Raw genomic sequence first — 22318 nt, 5'->3', positions numbered from 1 at the left:
ATTTTGTTCTAAATTAAGAAAATAACATCGCCCAAAAAGGCAATGTTATTCCTTTTACATAAGTAGGTGATGTTTATTTGTTTGTCATAACTGAAATGCCCAGTTGTGTACTGTCTGTTTTACTTGCCAATCCTTTCGCCCAGATGGTATAGATTTTTCCTTTCTCAATTTTTACAGCAGAGATGCTTGATCTTACGGTTGATGAGCTGGTTTGTTTAATCTGAAATGTATAATTGTCTGAAGGGTCAATCTCTGCGAAATCAGATTTTTGTTTGTATGCTTTATTTGTAAATAACGAGCTGCTTGCGCCTTGAACAGCTAAATCCAGTGTGCCTGCGTCCGGACTTAAATTGATAAACCTAACTTTAGCTTTTTCTGCTGATGGGGCTTTTAAATCGTCCTGAAACATGACCAGTTTTACCGTGTTCAACGTATCTACAATAAAAATAGAATAGAAACCGCCTGCGTTAAGGTTTGCATATCCGGATGATAGATAACCTAAAGAATCTTTTCTGGCAATGCCAACAACACGGGTTCCCGGAAATACAGCGTAGTACCCTAAGTCTTTTGTGTACGTTAAAGTATTTACTTTTTGGTTGTCGATAAAAAAATCAAGCGCTTTTGTAGTTGGTGAGGCATGTACAAAACCCAATCCAGATGCTTCAACTTCAGAATTTCCAAAGTCTTTTTTACAAGAAGAGATGAGTAAGACAAGGGCTAATAGAGAGAATATAATTTTTGTAGATAATCCAAAGTAATTTTTAGTTTTCATGTGTAGTCAATTCAATTTCAAATTTTGTTTAAAGGAGTTAATGGCCATTAACAATTTTAACCTCTAAACGGGTGATTCATTTGAAACGCTACAGTCAGAAAATTTTTTTTTAAAAAAACAGCCACAAGTGTAAACCTGTGGCTGATGCTTATTGTATAAGGTATAATTATGCGTACATCTCTTCGCGTAGTTTTGCAACATCCGCGTTTTTGATGTATTCATCATATGTCATTAGCTTATCAATGGTGCCTTTTGGTGTAATTTCAATAATGCGGTTGGCAACGGTTTCCGTAAGCTGATGATCTCGAGAGGTAAACAATACTGTACCTTTAAAATCTTTCATTCCGTTGTTTAATGCTTCGATTGATTCAAGATCCAAGTGGTTGGTTGGTTCATCAAACATCAAAAGATTTGCTTGCTGTAACATCATTCTAGAGAACATACAACGCATTTTTTCACCACCAGAAAGTACTTTTACGTTTTTCAATACTTCTTCACCAGAGAATAACATGCGGCCTAAAAAGCTGCGTACAAATTGTTCGTCTGCATCGGTACCAGAATATTCGCGCAACCAATCAACCAGGTTTTCATCTTTTCCCGCAAAATATTCAGAGTTATCATTCGGAATATCAGCTGTGCTGATGGTTACACCCCACTTAAATTCACCTTTGTGATCGGTATCTCTACCAGTTAGTATATCGTAAAATGCAGCTGTAGCCAAACTGTTTTGAGAAAGAACTGCAATTTTATCACCTTTGTTTACCATGAAGGTAACCTTATCGAATAAAACACCGTCATTACCGGTTTTGCCCAGGTTTTCTACCTGTAAAATCTGATCACCTGCTTCGCGGCCTGTATTGTTAAAAATAATGGCGGGATATTTACGGCTTGATGCTTTAATCTCGGTAATATCGATTTTATCTAAAGCTTTCTTACGAGAAGTTGCCTGTTTAGATTTGGAAGCATTGGCGCTAAAACGGCGGATAAATTCCTGCAATTCTTTCACTTTATCTTCCATTTTCTTATTCTGGTCGCTGCGTTGTTTTAATGCAAGCTGACTAGATTCATACCAGAAAGTATAGTTACCTGTGTAAATGCTCATTTTTGCAAAATCGATATCTACAATATGCGTACAAACAGCATCTAAAAAGTGCCTGTCGTGAGATACAACCAAAACGATGTTTTGATAATCTGCAAGGAAGTTTTCTAACCATGCAATGGTTTCAATGTCCAAATCGTTGGTTGGCTCATCCAGCAGCAAAATATCCGGATTACCGAAAAGCGCCTGCGCCAATAATACACGTACTTTTTGTGTATTGTCTAGCTCTTTGAGTAACTTATAATGGTTTTCTTCTGCAATGCCAAGATTACTCAGCATGGTTGCAGCGTTGCTTTCCATGTTCCATCCGTCCATTTCTGCAAAAAGATTTTCTAACTCCCCGGCGCGTTCGCCATCTTTTTCAGTAAAATCTTCTTTAAGATAAATGGCATCTTTCTCTTTCATGATTCCATAAAGTTCTTTATGGCCCATCATTACGGTTTCAATTACCGAAAACTCATCAAATTCATAATGGTTTTGTTTTAAAACGGCCATTCGTTCGCCTGGTGTAAATGCCACACTTCCCGAAGTTTGGTTAACTTCTCCCGAAAGGATTTTTAGAAAAGTAGACTTACCTGCTCCGTTTGCTCCAATTACGCCATAGCAATTGCCTTGCGTAAACTTGAGGTTAACATCTTCAAATAATGTACGTTTGCCGTATCGTAATGATAAATTAGAAACTGAAATCATGCTGAAAAATAATAAGCCGCAAAGATAGGGTTTATAGTCCGAAGTCGGAAGGCATTAGTTTTTTCGTGCTTGGTTTTCTTCCGTAATGCAGGGTATTTGAGCAAAAAAGTGAGCTTTTCTACTTGTTTTGCCTTTTCATAAATGGAGTTTTCACCATTGGGTATTTTCGGTGTCATTTTGTATTTTAGTTGTACACACAAAATGTAACATGATGAAAACACTAACGCTAGGCATATTTATGTCTTTTATCGGGGCTGTTGCGCACGGCCAAATTTCTCAGTACAAATATAAAGTAGATTTTTCTGGCGACACTGTTGTTGTTGACGAAAAAGACAATCTTATTGGTAAAAAAAAGAAAGATTTCTTTGGTAAAACGATCATCGTAGACCATGATGGAAAAACGGTTGCCACACAAAAAACAGATTTTTTTAATAACGTTGTTTTGGAAAACGATCGGGGAGAGGTAATTGGTAAACAGGCAAAAGATTTTTCAGGAAATACGGTTATCCAAGTGGAAAATGGGCGAAGTTTAGAAAAAGACCGCGATAAACAATTTGGTGGTATTGTGCCTGGAAATGGAAAGAAAGAAGTGGTAACCAAACAAAAAATCGATGTTTTTGGAAATACGATAGTTGAAGATGATCAGGGAAATACTGTTGGAGTTTATAAAAAAGATTTATCTGGTAATACAATAATTGAAGACAAAAACGGGCGCACAATTGGCAAACAAAAAACCGACTCTTTCGGGAATATTATAATTGAAGACGAATATGGCAATCTGATCTCTAAACAAAAGGTTGATGTTTTTGGAAATACAGTAGTGGAGGATCGCAATGGAAAACGCGTCGGCGTGTATAAAGTTGATATTTTTGGAAACAAGGTCTTTGTTCCAGAGCACTAGTTTGCCTCTATGCATATTAGAAATAAGCCGCTGGCATAAACCAGCGGCTTATTTTTTGCGAAAATTTCTAATTTTAGGATCAAATCTGAAATTCAAGCGAAATTATGGAGTATTTACTCGAAACGATAAAAACTACACTTAGTAAAAACAAAGTGGTGAAACTTGCTTCAATAGCATCAGATGGAACCTTTTCTGTACTCGATTTAATTGATATGAGTTTCAACAAAGATGAACAAATCGGTTTTCGCGCGGCGTGGATTTTAGAACGGGTGTATTCATTTCATCAACACCGATTTTTGCCCTACGCCGATGAATTCCTGGAAAGATTACCTGCTCAGCAGAATTTATCCGCCTTGCGTCATTTCACGAAAATCTTAGCATTTATGACTCAGAAAAATGCGTCAACAGCGGTTAAAGAAATCATCGAGATGTACAACACGGAAACGCTGATTGAAGTTGTTTTTGCCTGGCTGATAGACGAGAAAATTCCGGTAGCAGTAAAATCTCATTGTTTAAATGTTTTAGCCAACTTGGTTCCAAAACACAATTGGATTAGAACCGAACTCATAGAAACTATGGAATTTCTGGTAGATAGAGAAAGTATTGCTTTTTTTGCCAAAGTTAAGCAAATCAGAAAGCAGTTAAAGATAAACTAGCGGGCATCGGGTTTTTCTGGACATTAAAAAGTCAAATATTTTGCGTTTTGGTAATTTTGATTTTTGCTTTGGGCTTTAGTCTTTTGGCTTTTCGTTACTTTTACGGCATGAGTAATTACGAAATTGTATCACAAGTTATAAAAGAACGCCGAAGTATTTTTCCGGCCAGTTATATACAAAAAGAGATATCTGTAGAAGTGATCAACCAGATTTTAGAAACGGCAAATTTTGCACCTACACATAAACTTACGCAACCCTGGCGGTTTACGGTTATCCGTAAAGGTGCAAAAGCGAAACTGGCAGAAGCCTTAGGAAATATCTATAAAGAAACTGTAAGTGAAGCTAACTTTCTTCAAAAAAAATACGACAGTTTTGCAGAGAAAACCCAACAGGCAGACTGTATTGTCGCAATAAATATGCAATTGAGTGGAAAAATTCCGGAATGGGAAGAACTTGCTGCTGTATCTTGTGCAGTTCAAAATATGGCTTTAACTGCAGAGAGTTTAAAAGTTGGTGCGTATTGGAGTTCGCCGCCGTTAATCCATAGTTTGGGTCATTTCTTGCAACTCAATGAAAATGAGAAATGCATTGGTCTGTTTTATATGGGTTACCACAATGAAAAACCTTGGACACCAAACAGAACGCCGATAGAATCTAAAGTGAAATGGATGGAAGGCTAGTTGTTGTTGAATAACTTTTCCAATATTTTCTATTGAATTACATACCACCATTTTAAGATGACTTTAAAATCTACATTATATCAACTCTGTCTTGAATTTATTGAAAAGCGCATAGAAAATATAGAATATTCGCTTGTGCAAGCGCGACAAGCATCTAATGACGACACTAAGAGTAGTGCTGGCGATAAGTATGAAACCACGCGAGAGATGATGCAGCAAGAAATTGACCGCAATAGCAAGTTGCTTTATGAAGCCGGTCAGCAGAAAATTGCGCTTCAGCAAATTGAGAATGTTGATGCCGCCGATGTGTCTAAAAACGGAAGTTTGCTGTTTACTTCTGAAGGAAATTTTTACATCAGCATTAGTGCTGGAGAACTGATTAACCAAGAAACTAAGTTCTTCGCCGTTTCGCAGGCTGCGCCAATTGGTCGCGTTTTGATTGGAAAGAAGAAAGGCGAAAGCGTGAATTTTAATGGCAAAGATTATCTGATTAAAGAGATTTTGTAGCGATCACAGATTGCTTTGTCATTCCTCCCTGAAATGACAGAAAGACATGCAAAACTCGCCTTTGCGAACTGAAGTTTTGAGTACAGCGGTGGAGTGAAGCAATCTTTAATGGTACACATTTATTTCTGTGGCAAAATTAGGAAAGATTGATTCACTCCATTCACACATTATCCACGATTTCAGTTTGCAAAGACGGCTACTTACTTTTGCACTTATTTCGTTATTTGCGTGGCAAAACTATAAAAGATTGCATCCCCGAAAAGTCGGGGCAGGCTATCGTGCTTCAATGGCAATGACGAAGCTTTTCATTGGGATTCTTTTTAGTTTTAAGAAATCTATTTTATGTTCATGCGTCTGGCAAAGTCCGGAACCAGATAATTTTTCAGCTCTGCGAACGGAATAAATACGATAATTTGTCCTTGTGCGTAACTGGCCACTTCATATGGATTGTACAAGAAAGCAATTCCATTGGTGTTAAAATAGAAGTTATCGTTGGCTTTCAGATAATTATCAAATAAAACCGTAGTCAGTTGATCTCCGGCCTTTACATTGTACTGTTTACGAAGATTCTTTTCAAGTAAAGCTTGCAAAGCATTCGAATCTATCCTCACAACATCATCCAACTTTAGTTGCTTTTTGTTTTTCACATCCAGGCAATGCATTAAACTGGCGTAATTCCCGTGAGCGCCGCCACTATAATCATCTACCATAAATTCTACCACTATAAAATCTTTATCGTTAAAAAGTACAGTCTGGGTGCTGTGGTTGCTGTAGTTTAATGACGCCTGACTTATTTCGTCTTCAGAGGATAAATCTTTAACGCCGCTAAGATAATCGTCAAAATAGGCTTTTGTAAGTCGTTTAAAACCTGCATTCCAATCTTCGCTCGGTTTTAAATCCATCATTTTTTTAAGTTCCTGATTTAGCCATTTGTCTCCTTCAGAATTTCCTGTAGCAGATAAAGCTTTAAATCCGATTTCTGCAGCCGGCGATTCTTTCATTTTTGGGAAAGCAATTTTAGAATCTTCAAATCGGGTTATAGAGAAAGCATAACTTCCTTCAGGGTATTTTTCTGTTAAATTTATATCAAAGACTTTGTCTTTTTTTGCGCTTCTCCATTTTCCCTTAAAACCATTTCCTGTCCATTTTAAAGATAAAGTGTTGGGTTTGTAGTTTTCATCATATTCATATCCGGCAACATTTGTTTCGGCAAGTACAATGCTGTCTTTACCAATTAAAGTATCTGTAGATAAGGCAAGCCAAGAACCATCATAATAGTAAGAACCAGAATAACTGTAGTCAACTTTCTCCAAATTCATGGTTACATGTTTACCTGCAATTTCGCCTTCAAATCTTTTACTGAAATTTTGAGGCAATTCTGCGTTTGAACGTGAGGTACTTTCTGTAGTACTTTCTTTAGAAGAATCACTTTTGCTGTGGTTATTGCATGCGCTAAAAAACAATAAAGCCAGCGCCGCAACTAATATGTATTTTTTCATTTTAGGTAGGTGTAGTATTTGTTAAATGAAATTAACGCATTATTGTTTGGGTTTGTTGAAGCTTTTGTTAATGCTGTAATACAAATTTTTTGCGGTGTACCTTCCCGGATCGATAATTCTGCGGATGGTATACAACGGATAATTTTCATCGCGCGCGGTAGACAGAATAAATGCTGCTTTAAAACCATGTTCCTTCAGTTTGTGCAGGTTGGCCGCTTTATATACGCCATATGGATAGGCAAAATATTCTACTTTTTTACCCGTAATTTCTTCCAGTTTTTTGGTAGGCTCATCTATCTGAGTTTTCCAATCTTCATCTGTAAAATGGGCGAAATTTTTATGGTCATATGTATGGCTTGCTATCGTACTGCCTTCATCAGAAAGTTGTTTAATCTGCGCTTTGGTCATATAATTTATACGGCCTTTGCGACCGATAGAAACCGTCATGATGAAATATACGCCCTTAAAACCATATTGTTTTAAAGTTGCTGCACCGGTAGTAAACTGATCCATATCGGTATCATCAAAAGTAATCATAATTGGCTTCTCCGGCAGTTTTGCTCCATAAACCAGGTAATTATACAATTGATCTGGCAAAATGGTGTGGTAACCACTGTCCGCTAGCATCTTAATATGTTCTTTAAATTTATCTGGCGCAATGATATCATCATGTGCGCGTTTACTATCGCTGGCAACAGTATTTCTAATTTGATGGTAACACAATACCGGAACTTCCCTGCGGGATAAAATGGTTGCATTATCGGCTGGTTTTGTAGCTATAGAATCTTTGGTTTGTTCTGTGGCCGGAGCAGTTGCTTTCTCTGCTGTTGATTTATTTTTACAAGATGTAAAAAATAGGGGAATGATAACGGCTAATGGCAGGTATCTGTTCATAAATATATTTGAAGTAAACTCTGGCAAAATTGAAATATTTGGCCAGAGTTTTATTGGTTTAAAAGCTGTTTTTAATGCTGTTGCTCAGCGTTTTCGGACTCCAATAACCACTTGCAATAATTCTGCGGATGGTAAACAAAGGATCTTTTTCGTCTCTTTTTGTAGATAATTGGTAGGCCATTCTGAATCCTCTTTTTTTCAATTCTGGAATACCTTCTGCATTCCACAAACCGAATGGATAGGCAAATTCTGTCATGGTTTTACCGGTAATTTCTTCCAGTTTTTTGGTCGGCTTATCTAATTGTTCTTCCCAATCTTTACCCGCATATTTTTTGAAATTTTTGTGATCGTACGTATGGCTTCCAATCACATTTCCTTCATCAGAAAGTTGTTTAATCTGTTCTTTGGTCATGTAATCTACAAACTTCCCTTTGCGGCCGATAGAAACCGTCATAATAAAATATACGGCTTTATAACCTAATTTCTCTAAAGTTGGGCGCACAATGGTAAACTGATCCATATCTGTATCATCAAAAGTGAGCATAATTGGTTTGCTCGGCAAAGCTGCGCCGGTATTTAGATAAGCATAAAGTTGATCTGGTAAAATGGTATGGTAACCGCTATCGGCCAACATTTTCATTTGGTCTTTAAAATTCTGAATTTCTACAATGTAGTCTTTGCCTACTTTTCCATCGGTAGGTTTCCAGTTTCTAACCTGGTGATAACATAAAATCGGAACCTGCTTACGCGCGAGGATGGTTTTGGCATCTGCTACTTTGATGTTTGATACATCTATTTTTTCTGATGTGGTGTTTTTTGTTGCAACTGTGTCTGCTGCAGATTTTTGCGCTTCTGCGGTTTTGCCTTTAGATTCGGATTGGCAGCTCGAAAATATAATTGCGCCAGCGGTTATAATGGTTAGTAATGTAAATTTCATAGGGTGATTTATTTTGCAGCAAAACTATAAAAAGCTTTATATAATTTATATAGATGATAGACTGGTGTTGAAAATTTTCTCAGGCGGGGAAAAAGAAATATAGCTATCGCATTTATTACAGAGTCCGCATCTTTTATCGCTGCAATTTTAAATATTTTTGGCGTTTCAAACTAACTATTAAATGAACAAGATTTACAAACTTCTGGTGGCAGCACAATTTTTTAGTATTGCTGCTATTGCACAAACCAAAACCTTCACCATTACAGAGAATACTGCGCCACAGGCAAAGGCAAATTATCAATTGGCATCGCGTTTCTCGCCCAATAAATTAAAAAAGATGGTGTATTCTATTTCGGTTGATCCGCACTGGTTAAAACTCAGCAATAAATTCTGGTATACTTTTGAAACTCCGAAAGGCAAATTCTGGTATCTTGTCGATCCTTCTGCAAAAAATAAATCGGTATTATTTGATAACAGCAAATTGGCATCGGCAATTACAATGATTGTTCGTGATCCTTTCGATGCTGAACACTTGCCTTTAGAAAATTTAAAGTTTTCTTCGGATGAAAAGAGCATCACTTTTGAAGTGAAAAGTACGATAGATGAACTGAAAAAAGACCGTAAAGATAAAAAAGCAGCAGATTCTCTTCAAAAAAAGATTTTCTCTTTCAGGTACGATCTGGCTTCTGCAAAGCTGACGGAAGTACCGAATTACAGCAAACCAAAGGCAAAACCAAACTGGGGTTCTGTAGCGCCAGATTCATCGGCAATTGTTTTTTCGCGCAATTATAATTTGTACTGGATGGATAAAGAAAACTACAAAAAAGCCATCACTAATGAAGAAGACAGTACGATTGTAGAGCATCAACTCACAAAAGATGGCGTAAAATTTTACAGCTATGGCAGCGATGGCGATGGAGAAAACAATGTAGAAAATGAAAAAAACAATAAAAAACGCCGTGCAGCTTATGTACTGTGGTCGCCAAATTCAAAGTACTTTGTTTTAGATCGTACAGATTCGCGCAAAGTAAAAGACCTTTGGGTAATTAACAGTGTTACTGCGGGCAGGCCAACGCTCGAAACCTACAAATATCAAATGCCGGGCGAAGCTGATGCACCTCAGGATGAAGTTTTACTCTTTGATTTTGCGGCTAAAACCAATAAAAAACTTAATGTTTCTGCCTTTAAAGATCAGAGTGTTTCGGTTTGGAGCCGCCCTGCGCTGGCTAAAGACCGCGACAATGAATTTCGTCCTTCAGTCTGGTTAGGTAACAACAATCGTTTCTATTTCTCGCGAACAAGCAGAGATTTAAAACGTATTGATATTGCAACTGTTGATATTGCCACCGGAAAAGTAACTCCATTAATTGATGAACGCTTTAATACCTATGTTGAGCTAAACAGACCCGGAATTGTAAATGATGGCAAAGAGTTGATTCACTGGAGCGAACGTGACGGCTGGGCACACTTTTACTTGTACGATGGAAATGGGAAACTAAAAAATCAAATTACAAAAGGCGCTTTCCATTGCGAAAGCATTGTAAATATTGATGAGAAAAACCGAGTATTGTATTTTACTGCAAATGGGAGAGAGGCAAAAGAAGATCCATATTATCTGCATTTGTACAGTATTAATTTTGATGGTTCTAACCTTAAATTACTAAATACCGGAAATTTTGATCATCAAGTAAGTATGAATGATAACAATTCTTACTTTGTTGACAATTATTCTCGCGTAAATACTGCGCCGAAAGCGACGTTGTATGGTAAAAACGGACTTAAAGTAATGGAACTTGAAACGACAGATTTGTCATTATTGATGTCTGCAGGTTACAAATTTCCAGAACCATTTACCGTAAAAGCAGACGATGGAATTACAGATTTGTATGGCGTAATGTATAAACCTTTTGATTTTGACCCGAATAAGAAGTATCCGATTATAGAATATGTTTATCCAGGCCCGCAAACAGAAGCGGTAAATAAAGCATTTAGTAAAAGTATGGACCGTACAGAGCGTTTAGCTCAGTTCGGCTACATTGTAATTACGGTGGGTAATCGCGGCGGAAATCCCTCACGCTCTAAATGGTACCATACTTTTGGATATGGAAATTTACGCGATTATGGATTGGCCGATAAAAAAACGGCTATTGAACAATTGGCGTCAAGATATTCTTTTATTGACGATCAAAAAGTAGGGATTACTGGCCATTCTGGTGGTGGTTTCATGTCTACAGCCGCAATGCTGGTCTATCCTGATTTTTTCAAAGTTGCCGTTTCTAATGCCGGAAATCATGACAACAGCATTTATAACCGTTGGTGGAGTGAAAAACATCATGGTGTAAAAGAAATCGTTTCCCTTAAAGGCGATACTTCCTTCAAATACAGTATTGAAAAAAATCCTGATCTGGCGAAAAACCTTAAAGGGCATTTGTTATTGATGCATGGAGATGTAGACAACAACGTTCATCCGGCAAATTCAATTCGCGTTGCTAATGCGTTGATGAAAGCCGGAAAGCGTTTTGATTTTCTTTTAATTCCGGGCCAACGCCATGCATTTGGAGATATGACAGAATATGCGTTTTGGAAACTTGCAGATCATTTCAACAAATATCTCATCGGTGATTTTTCAGATCCAAGTGAAGTTGATCTTCGCGAAATGGATCGGGATATAGAACAGAACGGGAAATAGTCAGCTTTATAAAACACATCGTTTCATAATCATAAAGGAGCTTTTAGGCTTCTTTATGATTTACATTTTACCTAAAAAGTGTGTTTATAATGTGCTTTTGTGCATAAGTAAACTTCTGTAAGAAACGATAAAACGTTAACTTCGGTAAATTTTATACCATGAATAAATTAAAGTCGGTTTGTGTATACTGCGGGTCTAATTTCAACGGGGATGCGCAATTGCGAAAATCCATATTGCAGTTGGCAGAAACATTGGTTCAAGAAAAAATCAATTTGGTTTACGGCGGCGGTAGTGTTGGCGTTATGGGCGTTTTAGCCGACGATGTTTTGGCGATAAAAGGCACCGTTACGGGTGTAATTCCACAATTTTTAATGGATAAAGAAGTTGGTCATCGTTCAGTTACTGAAATGATCATCACCGAAAATATGCACCAGCGAAAACAAAAAATGGCCGATTTAAGTGATGGTTTTATCATTCTTCCTGGCGGTTTTGGTACACTTGAAGAATTTTTTGAAGTACTTACCTGGTTGCAACTCGGCCTTCATAATAAACCTATTGGCGTATTAAATGTAAATGGGTTTTATGATCCTTTATTTGCACAAATGGATATGATGGTTCAGAATCGTTTTTTGAAAGAGGCAAACCGTGCATTGGTTTTTAATGAAGCTGATGCGGCAACACTTATTCATAAAATGGATCAGTTTTCGGCTACGCCGGATGATGTCTGGTTTCACGAACGCAATCTCATCTAACTTATCCCGAAAGGGCATATACAGCTTAAAAAATAATTTCATATATGCAGATCATATCAAATTACGGAGAATTTGAACAGCACTTGGGACAAGAGTTGGGCATTTCATCGTGGCATACCATTACTCAAGAACAAATCAACAAATTTGCCGATGCAACGCTAGATCATCAATGGATTCACGTTGATGAGGAAAAAGCAAAAAACGAAGGTCCTTTTGGTTCCACAATTGCACACGGATATCTTACGCTTTCGCTTATTCCATATTTATGGAAAGAAATTGTAGAAATCCGTAACCTTAAAATGGAAATCAATTATGGTATAGAAAACCTGCGTTTTGCACAACCGGTATTGGTAAATAGCAAAATCAGGCTGAAGGCTAAATTGTCGTCAATTGTAAACCTGCGCGGCGTTACAAAAGTACATATGGGAATTGAAATGGAAATTGAAGGACAGAAAAAGCCAGCATTTACCGGTGAAGTTGTTTTTCTATACCACTTTATGTCCTAATCAGTTTTTCTGAAATTTTTTCTTGATGAATGTCGAAATGGATGGATCTTCGAGATCTTCCAAATTGCTCAATTCAAGCTCAAGTGCCTTTGTACTGATCTGAATTTCAATCAATGAAATGATTAAAGAAACCATAAAAAATATCAGACTCATGGCAAATAATGCTTCTGCCGTGGTGTTCCATTCCAGATAAATAAAGAACATGCAGAATAAACAACAGGCAAAACTCAACACGCCAAATGCCTGCATGTTCTTTATCAAACGCAGGCGATAGCGTAAATTCCTGATCTGGTTGTGTAAACCAACATTTTTATTTCCATCTTCATATTTTGCTTTTAAGCTGCGTACCAAAGTTGCAAGCGCCAGAAAACGATTGGTGTATGCCAGCATAATCAAGCTAATGGCCGGGAAAAGTAAAGCAGGTATATTTACCGTTAATTCCATATTTTATCGGCTATAAAAATTCCTCAATATCGCCTTTACCTTCACGAATCACTTCAAAATCCCCATTGGTACAATCAACTACAGTTGACGCTTCATTGTCGCCATAACCACCATCAATAACTAAATCAACCAGGTTCTCGTATTTTTCATGAATCAAATCCGGATCGGTAGAATATTCAATTACATCATCATCATCTTTGATGGAAGTTGATAGAATTGGATTTCCAAGTGCTTTAACAATAGAACGGGCAATAGTATTGTCAGGTACGCGGATACCAACCGTTTTTTTGTTGGAACTCAGTAATTTTGGTGCGTTATTGTTCGCGTTGAAAATAAATGTAAACGGGCCAGGTAAAGCTTTTTTTACCACTCTGAATGTTGTATTGTCAATCGGTTTAATATAATCGGCAATGTGGCTTAAATCGTGGCAGATAAAAGAGAAATTGGCTTTTTCTGGTTTGATACCACGAATACGGCAAATCTTTTCTATGGCTTTTGGGTTAGTAATGTCGCAACCTAAACCATAAATTGTATCGGTTGGATAAATAACCAGTCCACCTTTTTTAAGCACTTCAACAACTTGATCAATAGCGCGCTCATTCGGATTTTCGGGATAAATCTTTATTATCATAGGTAAAAATAACAATTTTATGATATCACTTGTTTAATAATCCTAATCTTTGTACTTTATTTAACCAATTAGCAAGACATGAGAAAAGCTTTTATCGCCATTGCGGCATTTTTGGTTGCATTGACCATTATGCTGGGACTGATCCATCCGCCATTGTGGTGGATTTCCATTTTTACAGGCCCGGTGGTTTTACTCGGTATTTATGATTTAATCCAACCCAAACACAGTATAGTTCGGAATTATCCGGTTGTAGGCCGTTTGCGGTATTTTGCAGAAGATCTTCGACCTAAGGTGTACCAGTATTTCGTAGAAAGTGATACCAATGGAACGCCCTACAGCAGATTAAATCGCTCTTTAATTTATCAGAGAGCAAAACTGGATAATGACACTATTCCTTTTGGCACGCAGCTTAATGTTTATGACAATGGATATGAATGGTTGAGCCACAGTATTGCGGCAATTTCTCACCATGATTTGAACCTCGATCCGAGAGTGCTTGTTGGTGGCCCGGATTGTAAACAACCTTATTCTGCCAGTATTTACAACATCTCTGCAATGAGTTTTGGCTCACTAAGTCAGAATGCAATTCTGGCGCTCAATGGCGGTGCAAAGCTTGGTAAGTTTGCACACAATACTGGAGAAGGTGGTATAAGTGATTATCACCGTCAGCCAGGCGGAGATTTAATCTGGCAGATTGGGACTGGCTATTTTGGTTGCCGCAATGCGGATGGAACTTTTAACTACGAGGCTTACGCAGATAGAGCGAAAACCGATCAGGTCAAAATGATCGAAATTAAATTGTCTCAAGGTGCTAAACCAGGACACGGCGGTATGTTGCCGGGTAAAAAGGTGACACCAGAAGTCGCGCGTATTCGTCTGGTTCCGGAAGGAAAAGATGTACTTTCCCCTCCGGGTCACTCTGCTTTCAGTACACCTTTGGAACTGTTGAATTTTGTGAAACAACTGCGCGATTTGTCTGATGGTAAACCTGTCGGATTTAAATTGTGTATTGGCCGCAGAAGTGAGTTTTATGCCATTTGTAAGGCGATGATTCAAACGAAAATCTACCCCGATTTTATTACTGTAGATGGAGGTGAAGGTGGGACGGGTGCTGCGCCGCAAGAATTTTCAAACTCTGTTGGTATGCCGTTAAGAGAAGCTGTGGCATTTGTTTTTGATGTGCTTACCGGCTTTGATCTTAAACAGCACATTAAAATTATAGCTTCTGGTAAGGTTGCAACCGGTTTTGATTTGGTAAAAAACATTGCGCTTGGTGCTGATATGTGTAACGCTGCCCGCGGAATGATGTTTGCATTAGGTTGTATTCAGGCTTTGGAATGTAATAGCAATACTTGCCCAACTGGCGTAGCTACGCAAGATCAAAGTTTAATGAAAGGTTTGGTGGTAGAAGATAAACGCGTGAGAGTTAAGAATTTTCATAATCTTACCGTTTCAAGCGCTGTAGAACTTTTAGGTGCAGCTGGCTTGCGCGAACCTGCACAGTTGACACGCGCGTACATTAACAGACGCGTAAGCCCGAATTTAATGCAATCTTATCTTGAAACTTTTCCATATATCCCAAAAGGGAGTTTGTTGCAAACACCATATCCTGTGCGTTATGAACTTGGTATGTCATTAAGTAGCGCAGAAAGTTTTGCACCAACGGATTATAAGGTTTCTGCTGTTGATTACGCGCACGCTAATCCTTATAGCGATACTTTGCAAGAAGATGGACATTGATTCCTTTTTAAACACTGTTTATTTTTACTATATAGACCTATAGCTTTTATTTTTCTTATATGTCTATATGGTTAAAATATAAAGCGTTTATGGATTTTCATTTACCATATAGACCTATAGCTTTTATTTTTCTATATGACTACACGGTTAAAAGATAAAGCGTTTATGATTTTTCATTTACCATATAAACCTATAGCTTTTATTTTTCTATCTGTCTATATGGTTAAAAGATAAAGCGTTTATGGTTTTTCATTTACCAAATAGACCTTTAGCTTTTATTTTTCTTATATGTCAATATGGTTAAAAGATAAAGCGTTTATGGTTTTTCATTTACCATATAAACCTATAGCTTTTATTTTTCTATATGTCTTATATGGTTAAAAGATAAAGCGTTTATGATTTTTCATTTACCATATAAACCTATAGCTTTTATTTTTCTATATGTCTTATATGGTTAAAAGATAAAGCGTTTATGATTTTTCATTTACCAAATAAACCTTTAGCTTTTATTTTTCTATATGTCTATATGGTTTAAAGATAAAGCGTTTATGGATTTTCATTTACCATATAGACCTCTAGCTTTTATTTTTCTATCTGTCTATATGGTTAAAAGATAAAGCGTTTATGATTTTTCATTTACCATATAAACCTATAGCTTTTATTTTTCTATCTGTCTATATGGTTAAAAGATAAAGCGTTTATAGTTTTTCATTTACCATATAAACCTATAGCTTTTATTTTTCTATATGACTACACGGTTAAAAGATAAAGCGTTTATGGATTTCATCTACTATCTGGCTCCTATTTTCTCTTAGATGTTAAAAAAAATAAGGCTTTGTCAAATTTTAGTCTACGATACGCAGCTATATTCATTGCTACTATATAATTCATACCGTTAAGTGTTCAGGTATCATATATTTATCGAAGAATTTGTAAACCAAGTTTCGTATTTATGTATACGAAACTTGGTTTTTTATCTGTTAAAATTCTGCATTTTTTGGAAAACGTGGAAAAGCAATTACATCTCTGATGTTCGTCATTCCGGTTACGAAGAGTACCAAACGTTCAAAGCCTAATCCAAAGCCAGAGTGTGGTGCAGAACCGAAACGGCGAGTGTCTAAATACCACCACAATTCATCCTGAGGAATATCTAGTTCGTCCATGCGTTGGGTTAATTTTTCTAAACGTTCTTCGCGTTGCGATCCTCCAATCATTTCGCCAATTCCTGGGAAAAGAATATCCATTGCAGCAACAGTTTTTCTACCTTCTGCATCTGGCTCGTTTTGGCGCATATAGAACGATTTAATATCTGCCGGGTAATCTGTTAAAATTACTGGTTTTTTAAAGTGTTTTTCTACCAGGTAACGTTCGTGTTCACTTTGTAAATCTGCACCCCATTCGTCAATCAGATATTTGAATTGTTTTTTCTGATTTGGTTTCGAAGATCTTAAAATTTTAATCGCTTCTGTATAGGTTAACCGTTCAAAATCATTAGTTAAACAGAAATCAAGTTTTTCTAACAAAGTAAATTCGCTGCGCTCATTCTGTGGTTTTTGTTTGTCTTCCTCAGCAAGGCGAGCATTCAAAAACTCAAGTTCCTCTTTGCAGTTTTCTAAAGCATATTTAATTACATACTTCATCATATCTTCTGCAAGTTGCATGTTGTCTTCCAGATCTGCGAAGGCAAATTCGGGCTCAATCATCCAAAATTCTGCCAAATGGCGGGTTGTATTGGAGTTTTCCGCGCGGAAAGTTGGTCCAAAAGTGTAAATTTTTCCAAAGGCCATTGCAGCAAGCTCGCCTTCCAATTGCCCGGATACAGTAAGGTTTGTGGCACGGCCGAAGAAATCCTGACTAAAATCCACTTTTCCATCGTCCGTACGTGGTGTATTATCAAAATCAAGTGTGGTCACTTTAAACATTTCACCCGCACCTTCCGCATCGCTTGCAGTGATTACTGGCGTGTGCATGTAAACAAAACCGCGTTCGTTGTAAAACTGATGTATGGCAAATGCAAGTGCATGTCTAACTTTAAAAACGGCGTTAAATGTATTGGTTCGGAAACGCAAATGCGCAATTTCACGTAAAAATTCTAAACTGTGTTTTTTAGGTTGCAAAGGAAATTTTTCAGGATCGCTATCACCTAAAATTTCAATATGAGTTGCCTTAATTTCTACGGTTTGGCCTTTTCCTACTGATTCTACCAACTTTCCTGTTGCAGAAATTGCTGCACCTGTGGTAATTCTTTTCAACAGCTCCTCTGGTAAATTATTAAAATCAACCACAACTTGGATATTGCTCATGCAAGATCCGTCATTTAATGCAATAAACTGATTATTGCGGAAAGTTCTAACCCATCCCATAACCGTTACTTCTGTGTTAAACGCTGTCGATTTTAATAAATCTTTAATTTGCTGTCTCTTAATCATATTATAGTTAATAAAGGTGGCAAATTTAGAAAAAATAAGGAATAAACCGCAAAGGATTGAGAAATGCAAATGCCTTATTTTAGTTCATCGCTTCGCTAAACAAAGAAGCCCGTACAATGTACAGGCTTCGAAATAATAAGTAATTTATTTTATTGCTGTTGCTGCTGTTGCTGCATCGCTTCCATGTATTGCTGGTAACTGTTTTGCCTGCGGCTGGTTGTTGTTAGGGCAGAAGGTTTGGTGTACTTGATTTCTGTAGGCTTAAAATACTGATCATTCTCCTGCACATCATCTTCGGTATATCCAACAGAAACATTAACTTCCATTACATGCTCAAAACTACCTTTATAAACGCCTTTAACCGGAGAACAATCTGCAAAATTTCTGCCTACTGCTAAACGGACATAGTTTTCATTTGCGATACAATTGTTGGTTGGATCCAATCCGAGCCAGCCATAATCGGGTAAAAAAGCTTCTGCCCATGCGTGTGTTGCGCCTTCGCCACGCATTCCGTTTTTATTGGGACAAATATAGCCGCTTACATACCTTGCCGGAATACCCATTAACCGCAACATAGCCGTTAAGATGTGTGCAAAATCTTGACAGACACCTGCTTTAAGTGCTAAGATTTCATCTATTGTGGTATCTACAGCGGTGATTCCTTTTACGTATTCGAAATTTTGGAAAACGTAAGCGTAGTATTTTATTGCAATTTGGTAAGGCGTATCGTCTTGTGTACGGATAGCATTTGTGGTTTCTTTCATCATTGCCATTCCGTCAAAATTTTCCTGATGGATGTAATCAATGTATGTAGTCTTCATATATACCTTTTGATTTTTGACCACCAAATCTCGACCTTCCACCAACTCAACGCCCATTAGTCGGGCGAGTGTAGTGTGTTCGTAATATGCCGAGTTATACATGCCTGGACTAAGCAATACAATTGTTGGGTTTGAAACGGCTCTTGGCGAAATGGCCATTAAGTTTTTGTATAAAATGCTGGGATACTCCGTAACGCTTCTTACACCGCATTTCGGGATTAGATCTCGGAAAAGACGTTTGGTGATTTCGCGATTCTCGAGCATGTAACTTACGCCTGAAGGCGTACGCAGATTATCTTCAAGAACGTAAAATGTACCGTCGTGGTCGCGAATCAAGTCTATGCCAGCAATATGGATATATATATCGTGTAATACATTTACGTTGTGCATCTCTCTTAAAAAATGCGGGCAAGAATAAATTACACGTGCAGGAACAATTTGGTCTTTCAAAATAAATTGATTGCTATATACATCTTTAAGAAAAAGATTCAGCGCTTTTAAACGTTGTTTAATTCCTTTTTCAATAAAAGACCACTCTACAGAAGTGATAATGCGCGGTATAATATCAAAAGGGAAAATTTTTTCTATGCCTTCACCACTATTGTAAACGGTGAAGGTGATTCCCTGGCTCATGAATAGTTTTTTAGCAAGTTCTTCTTTCTTGTTGAGATTTTCCAGCGATTCTTGGGAGAAGTTATTGATGAAATTTCGATAATGATTTGTAAAGTTCGCCGTTTGACAACATTTCATCGTACGTATTCGGATGATTTAAGTATTTTTTAATAAAATCATCTATCATATACTTAAATATGTCCTTAATGTATGTTTTTAAATTAAAAATTGGTGATTTTATCGTATTAAAAATCTAATAAATTAACTTAATATTATTTTTTAATGTTTTTTCTACGTATAAGTTGTGTTTTTGCTTCGGTATTTTTGGTTATTTGAAAAAAAATTGAAAAAAATATTGCTTTTATCAGTTGTATTCGTACTTTTGTAATGCTCGTTAATTATTATTATATATTTGGTTTAAAAAAAGCGCTGGTAACGGCGCTTTTTTTATAAGAATGACGAAAAAAGAATTATCATAATCAACATAAACCAAACCAACTAACCGAAAGGTCCCGAAGTAAATTTGGGACCTTTTTTTATGGAAAAATTTGGACATAAAAAAAAGCTATCCTGATGGTGGATAGCTTCATATTTGTTTTGTTAGTGTATTCAGAAATTAATCTTCAGAATAGGTAATTTTATTAACATGTTTGTCAATTTCCCATCTTCCTGTTCCTTCTTCGCCAATTACTTCAAAAAGTTCCAGCGCTCTGCGTGCTTTGTATTCTTCTTCACGTTGTTCTTTTAAGAACCAGTTTAAGAATTCCATCGTTACAAAATCCATTTCTTTATGGCATCTTGCAGCAATATTTTTAAAGCTCTGTGTAATTGCAATCTCTGCTTCCAAAGCATCTTCAAAAACCTCTCTAAAACTTGAAAATTCGGTTTTGATGTCTGTAACTTCAGGAGAAATAGCATTTCCACCCATATCCAAAACATATTTAAACAGTTTCATTTGGTGTACACGCTCCTCCTCAGATTGTTTAGTGAAATAATCTGAAGAAAAATCGAATCCATTTTGGTTGCACCAAGATGACATTGATAAATATAGAGATGAAGAGTGAGCCTCTTTTTTAATCTGTTGGTTAAGTAGTGTTTCAATCTCTTGAGAGATCAAACATTTAATTCTCATTAAATCTTTCATATTGCCTTTTGCTTAAATGATGTTACAAATGTAACACACACTTAACCATCTTGTGTGATTTATTTACAATATGAAATTAGTCTAAATTGCTAATTTATAAGTATTTATAATGAGTTTAAATAAAGAAGGGGCGAGGGCTGGACGAAGGTTAAATCATAAACCCGATACCATTTAGTAAACCAGACGTTGCAGGCAATCGTTGATAAGGTGGTTTAATTTAAACATGGTAAATGTTCCTTGTAACAATTCTCGTAAACCCAGAATTTCCAATGCATCTAATAAATAGATGTGTTCACATCCATTAAAAGTAACCAGTTCAAAATCTACATTATTTGCATTTAACAACATGGAATCGATGTCAAAAGCTTCAACAGATTTTTTTAATTTCTGGAGAGAAAGGCAATTAAATCTGGCAAATTTCCCACCGAAATCAATATAAAAGCAATTGAGTTTATCAGATTGATAAACGGCACCATATGCGTTTGAGAATACGTCAACCAATTCGTTTAGATCAATACAGGCTTTTTCCATCGTTTGCAAAAGTTGCGATTATTTAGATTAAATACAAATAAAATTGTAAATATTTTCCTGTATTTATCGCCGATTCGCTTATTATTGAAAGATAGGAGGTTGCGCGATTTTATTTCCCGACCGGTATTCTGACGGAGAAATTCCGGTATATTTTTTAAAATATTTGCCGAAAAATGAAGCGTTGCTAAAACTCAGTGCCTCAGAAACTTCAGAAACGTTCAGGATGTGACCTGTTAGTAAAATTTTTGCTTCACGGATAACCATTTCAATAATAATTTCGCTGGCAGTTTTTCCAGTTACTTCTTTTACAACCTGACTTAAATGTCTGGATGTGATAAACAATGCATCTGCATAATGCTGCACGCGTTTTTCTTTTCTAAACTGATCGGTAAGCATATTTAAAAACCTGCCTGTAATTTCTGCTTTGCGATCGTGTTTTACGGGTTCAAAGCCGTTTCTTTTGTTGTTGATCAGAAATAAGTCGTACAAAACTTCCAAAAAGCTGTTGCGAATAATTTCATTGATGTGGGAAATTCCTTTCGGTAGAGCCAATCTTTTTTCGAGGCAAAGAATATTTGCCAGAATATCATTGTATTCTTCTTCGGTAAGTGAAAATTTACGGATAGATTTTGACTGAAAAATACGGTAGTTTTCTGCACTGTTCAGCAAGATGCTTTGCTTCTTTAGGTAACTCTTTTTAAAACCAATACGGAAGAAAGAAACCGTTGTTAACTCGCCAAATTCATAAACTGAACCCGGAAAAAGAAAAACCAGATCCCGTGTTTTCAGATTATCTGGATTCAGATCTGTTTTAAGCACGGTTTTTCCGTCAGTAATTAAAATTAAAGCGAAAGATACAGGCCTGAATGTCCGGTTTCCGCATATATTTGTTGAAGGGCCATCGTGTTTTGTAACATTCAGATCTTCATTTAGCTTAAACTTTTCCTCAATATTTTTTGGGATTCTATTGTTACTGGAATGTTGCTTCATGCGCTGCGCGGAACCGTCTTAATTATTTTTTAACAATTTTTCTTTAACACTTGGTTATAATTAAACCATACCCGGCTTTTTAGGAAGTCTGGTTGTGTCAGGTCGTTATTGCTTTGCAAAGATAATTAAAAACAAAATGCTTTGTTCAGGAGTCCTTAAAATAATAGCCATCGGCTCATTTTACCAATTTTGCGGCATTTGTTTAGTTTTTTTGAATATTTTATGTGATTGACCATTAATTGATTGTATATTTAGTGTTAATTGTCGTGGAAGATTGCGCCTATCAATTTTTTGTGTTGCTGTTCATTAATTAATTTGTTTACCGAGATAGAAAAATAGTCAGATGGTCAGATGGTCAATTCATCTAAATGTCACATTTTGTTGATCCTACATT

General features: G+C 36.7%; 20 protein-coding genes. 8 read left to right on the top strand and 12 right to left on the bottom strand.

Annotation, left to right across the window (positions count from 1 at the left end; translation table 11 throughout):
* Nucleotides 1–73: 73 nt before the first annotated feature.
* Together ACJVDH_RS12450 and ACJVDH_RS12445 are read right to left on the bottom strand one after the other, a co-directional pair.
* Nucleotides 74–772: a DUF4397 domain-containing protein gene (locus tag ACJVDH_RS12450; RefSeq protein ID WP_443943727.1), complete on the bottom strand. Its 699-nt coding sequence runs from the start codon at nucleotides 770–772 to the stop codon at nucleotides 74–76.
* A gap of 166 nt (nucleotides 773–938) precedes the next feature.
* Nucleotides 939–2561: an ABC-F family ATP-binding cassette domain-containing protein gene (locus ACJVDH_RS12445; protein ID WP_443943726.1), complete on the bottom strand. Its 1623-nt coding sequence runs from the start codon at nucleotides 2559–2561 to the stop codon at nucleotides 939–941.
* A 208-nt stretch (nucleotides 2562–2769) separates the two neighbouring features.
* Here ACJVDH_RS12445 and ACJVDH_RS12440 point away from each other — a divergent pair, with 208 nt between their 5' ends.
* The 4 genes from ACJVDH_RS12440 (at nucleotide 2770) to ACJVDH_RS12425 (ending at nucleotide 5305) form a co-directional block, all read left to right on the top strand.
* Nucleotides 2770–3462 (top strand): hypothetical protein, encoded by a 693-nt coding sequence (locus ACJVDH_RS12440; RefSeq protein ID WP_443943725.1) that lies wholly within the window; start codon nucleotides 2770–2772, stop codon nucleotides 3460–3462.
* A gap of 104 nt (nucleotides 3463–3566) precedes the next feature.
* Entirely contained in the window at nucleotides 3567–4118 is a 552-nt protein-coding gene (locus ACJVDH_RS12435) for a hypothetical protein (protein WP_443943724.1), read from the top strand.
* Between the two features lie 107 nt (nucleotides 4119–4225).
* Nucleotides 4226–4798, top strand: coding sequence for a nitroreductase family protein (locus ACJVDH_RS12430; protein ID WP_443943723.1), 573 nt, complete (start codon nucleotides 4226–4228; stop codon nucleotides 4796–4798).
* A 57-nt stretch (nucleotides 4799–4855) separates the two neighbouring features.
* Nucleotides 4856–5305 (top strand): 3-oxoacyl-ACP synthase, encoded by a 450-nt coding sequence (locus ACJVDH_RS12425; RefSeq protein ID WP_443943722.1) that lies wholly within the window; start codon nucleotides 4856–4858, stop codon nucleotides 5303–5305.
* A 335-nt stretch (nucleotides 5306–5640) separates the two neighbouring features.
* Here the strand turns inward: ACJVDH_RS12425 and ACJVDH_RS12420 are convergent, their stop codons facing one another.
* The 3 genes from ACJVDH_RS12420 to ACJVDH_RS12410 are packed head-to-tail and all read right to left on the bottom strand — an operon-like array spanning nucleotide 5641 to nucleotide 8635.
* On the bottom strand, nucleotides 5641–6804 hold the full coding sequence (locus tag ACJVDH_RS12420; protein ID WP_443943721.1) for a DUF3298 domain-containing protein: 1164 nt from the start codon (nucleotides 6802–6804) through the stop codon (nucleotides 5641–5643).
* A 39-nt stretch (nucleotides 6805–6843) separates the two neighbouring features.
* Complete coding sequence (locus ACJVDH_RS12415) at nucleotides 6844–7698, bottom strand: polysaccharide deacetylase family protein (RefSeq protein ID WP_443943720.1); 855 nt, start codon at nucleotides 7696–7698, stop codon at nucleotides 6844–6846.
* Between the two features lie 58 nt (nucleotides 7699–7756).
* A complete protein-coding gene (locus ACJVDH_RS12410) occupies nucleotides 7757–8635 on the bottom strand; it encodes a polysaccharide deacetylase family protein (RefSeq protein ID WP_443943719.1) in 879 nt (292 codons plus the stop codon).
* A gap of 181 nt (nucleotides 8636–8816) precedes the next feature.
* On the opposite strand from ACJVDH_RS12410, the gene ACJVDH_RS12405 reads away from it, so the two are divergent.
* From ACJVDH_RS12405 to ACJVDH_RS12395, 3 genes are all read left to right on the top strand, one after another.
* The gene (locus ACJVDH_RS12405) at nucleotides 8817–11324 is read left to right on the top strand and encodes a DPP IV N-terminal domain-containing protein (protein ID WP_443943718.1); all 2508 of its coding nucleotides are present in this window, start codon (nucleotides 8817–8819) and stop codon (nucleotides 11322–11324) included.
* 158 nt (nucleotides 11325–11482) lie between these two features.
* Nucleotides 11483–12076 carry a TIGR00730 family Rossman fold protein gene (locus tag ACJVDH_RS12400; RefSeq protein WP_443943717.1) on the top strand — a complete coding sequence of 198 codons (594 nt, stop codon included), beginning with the start codon at nucleotides 11483–11485 and terminating at the stop codon, nucleotides 12074–12076.
* A 44-nt stretch (nucleotides 12077–12120) separates the two neighbouring features.
* Nucleotides 12121–12582, top strand: coding sequence for a MaoC family dehydratase (locus ACJVDH_RS12395; protein ID WP_443943716.1), 462 nt, complete (start codon nucleotides 12121–12123; stop codon nucleotides 12580–12582).
* Here the strand turns inward: ACJVDH_RS12395 and ACJVDH_RS12390 are convergent, their stop codons facing one another.
* On the bottom strand, nucleotides 12583–13026 hold the full coding sequence (locus tag ACJVDH_RS12390) for a DUF2721 domain-containing protein (RefSeq protein WP_443943715.1): 444 nt from the start codon (nucleotides 13024–13026) through the stop codon (nucleotides 12583–12585). It lies immediately after the preceding gene.
* 10 nt (nucleotides 13027–13036) lie between these two features.
* Nucleotides 13037–13657, bottom strand: coding sequence for an L-threonylcarbamoyladenylate synthase (locus tag ACJVDH_RS12385; protein WP_443943714.1), 621 nt, complete (start codon nucleotides 13655–13657; stop codon nucleotides 13037–13039).
* Between the two features lie 78 nt (nucleotides 13658–13735).
* Here ACJVDH_RS12385 and ACJVDH_RS12380 point away from each other — a divergent pair, with 78 nt between their 5' ends.
* The gene (locus ACJVDH_RS12380; protein ID WP_443943713.1) at nucleotides 13736–15397 is read left to right on the top strand and encodes an FMN-binding glutamate synthase family protein; all 1662 of its coding nucleotides are present in this window, start codon (nucleotides 13736–13738) and stop codon (nucleotides 15395–15397) included.
* 980 nt (nucleotides 15398–16377) lie between these two features.
* Here ACJVDH_RS12380 and asnS read toward each other — a convergent pair.
* From asnS to ACJVDH_RS12355, 5 genes are all read right to left on the bottom strand, one after another.
* Nucleotides 16378–17826, bottom strand: a complete 1449-nt coding sequence (gene asnS / locus ACJVDH_RS12375; protein WP_443943712.1) for an asparagine--tRNA ligase — start codon at nucleotides 17824–17826, stop codon at nucleotides 16378–16380.
* 149 nt (nucleotides 17827–17975) lie between these two features.
* Nucleotides 17976–19280: a circularly permuted type 2 ATP-grasp protein gene (locus ACJVDH_RS12370; protein WP_443943711.1), complete on the bottom strand. Its 1305-nt coding sequence runs from the start codon at nucleotides 19278–19280 to the stop codon at nucleotides 17976–17978.
* Between the two features lie 595 nt (nucleotides 19281–19875).
* A complete protein-coding gene (locus ACJVDH_RS12365) occupies nucleotides 19876–20403 on the bottom strand; it encodes a ferritin (RefSeq protein ID WP_443943710.1) in 528 nt (175 codons plus the stop codon).
* A gap of 171 nt (nucleotides 20404–20574) precedes the next feature.
* Complete coding sequence (locus ACJVDH_RS12360) at nucleotides 20575–20934, bottom strand: hypothetical protein (protein ID WP_443943709.1); 360 nt, start codon at nucleotides 20932–20934, stop codon at nucleotides 20575–20577.
* Nucleotides 20935–21015: 81 nt separating this feature from the next.
* On the bottom strand, nucleotides 21016–21924 hold the full coding sequence (locus ACJVDH_RS12355; RefSeq protein WP_443943708.1) for a helix-turn-helix domain-containing protein: 909 nt from the start codon (nucleotides 21922–21924) through the stop codon (nucleotides 21016–21018).
* Nucleotides 21925–22318 lie beyond the last annotated feature (394 nt).

This window comes from Pedobacter terrestris (assembly GCF_052343045.1).
GTDB lineage: Bacteria > Bacteroidota > Bacteroidia > Sphingobacteriales > Sphingobacteriaceae > Pedobacter.
This window is presented reverse-complemented; position numbering and strand designations above follow the sequence as displayed.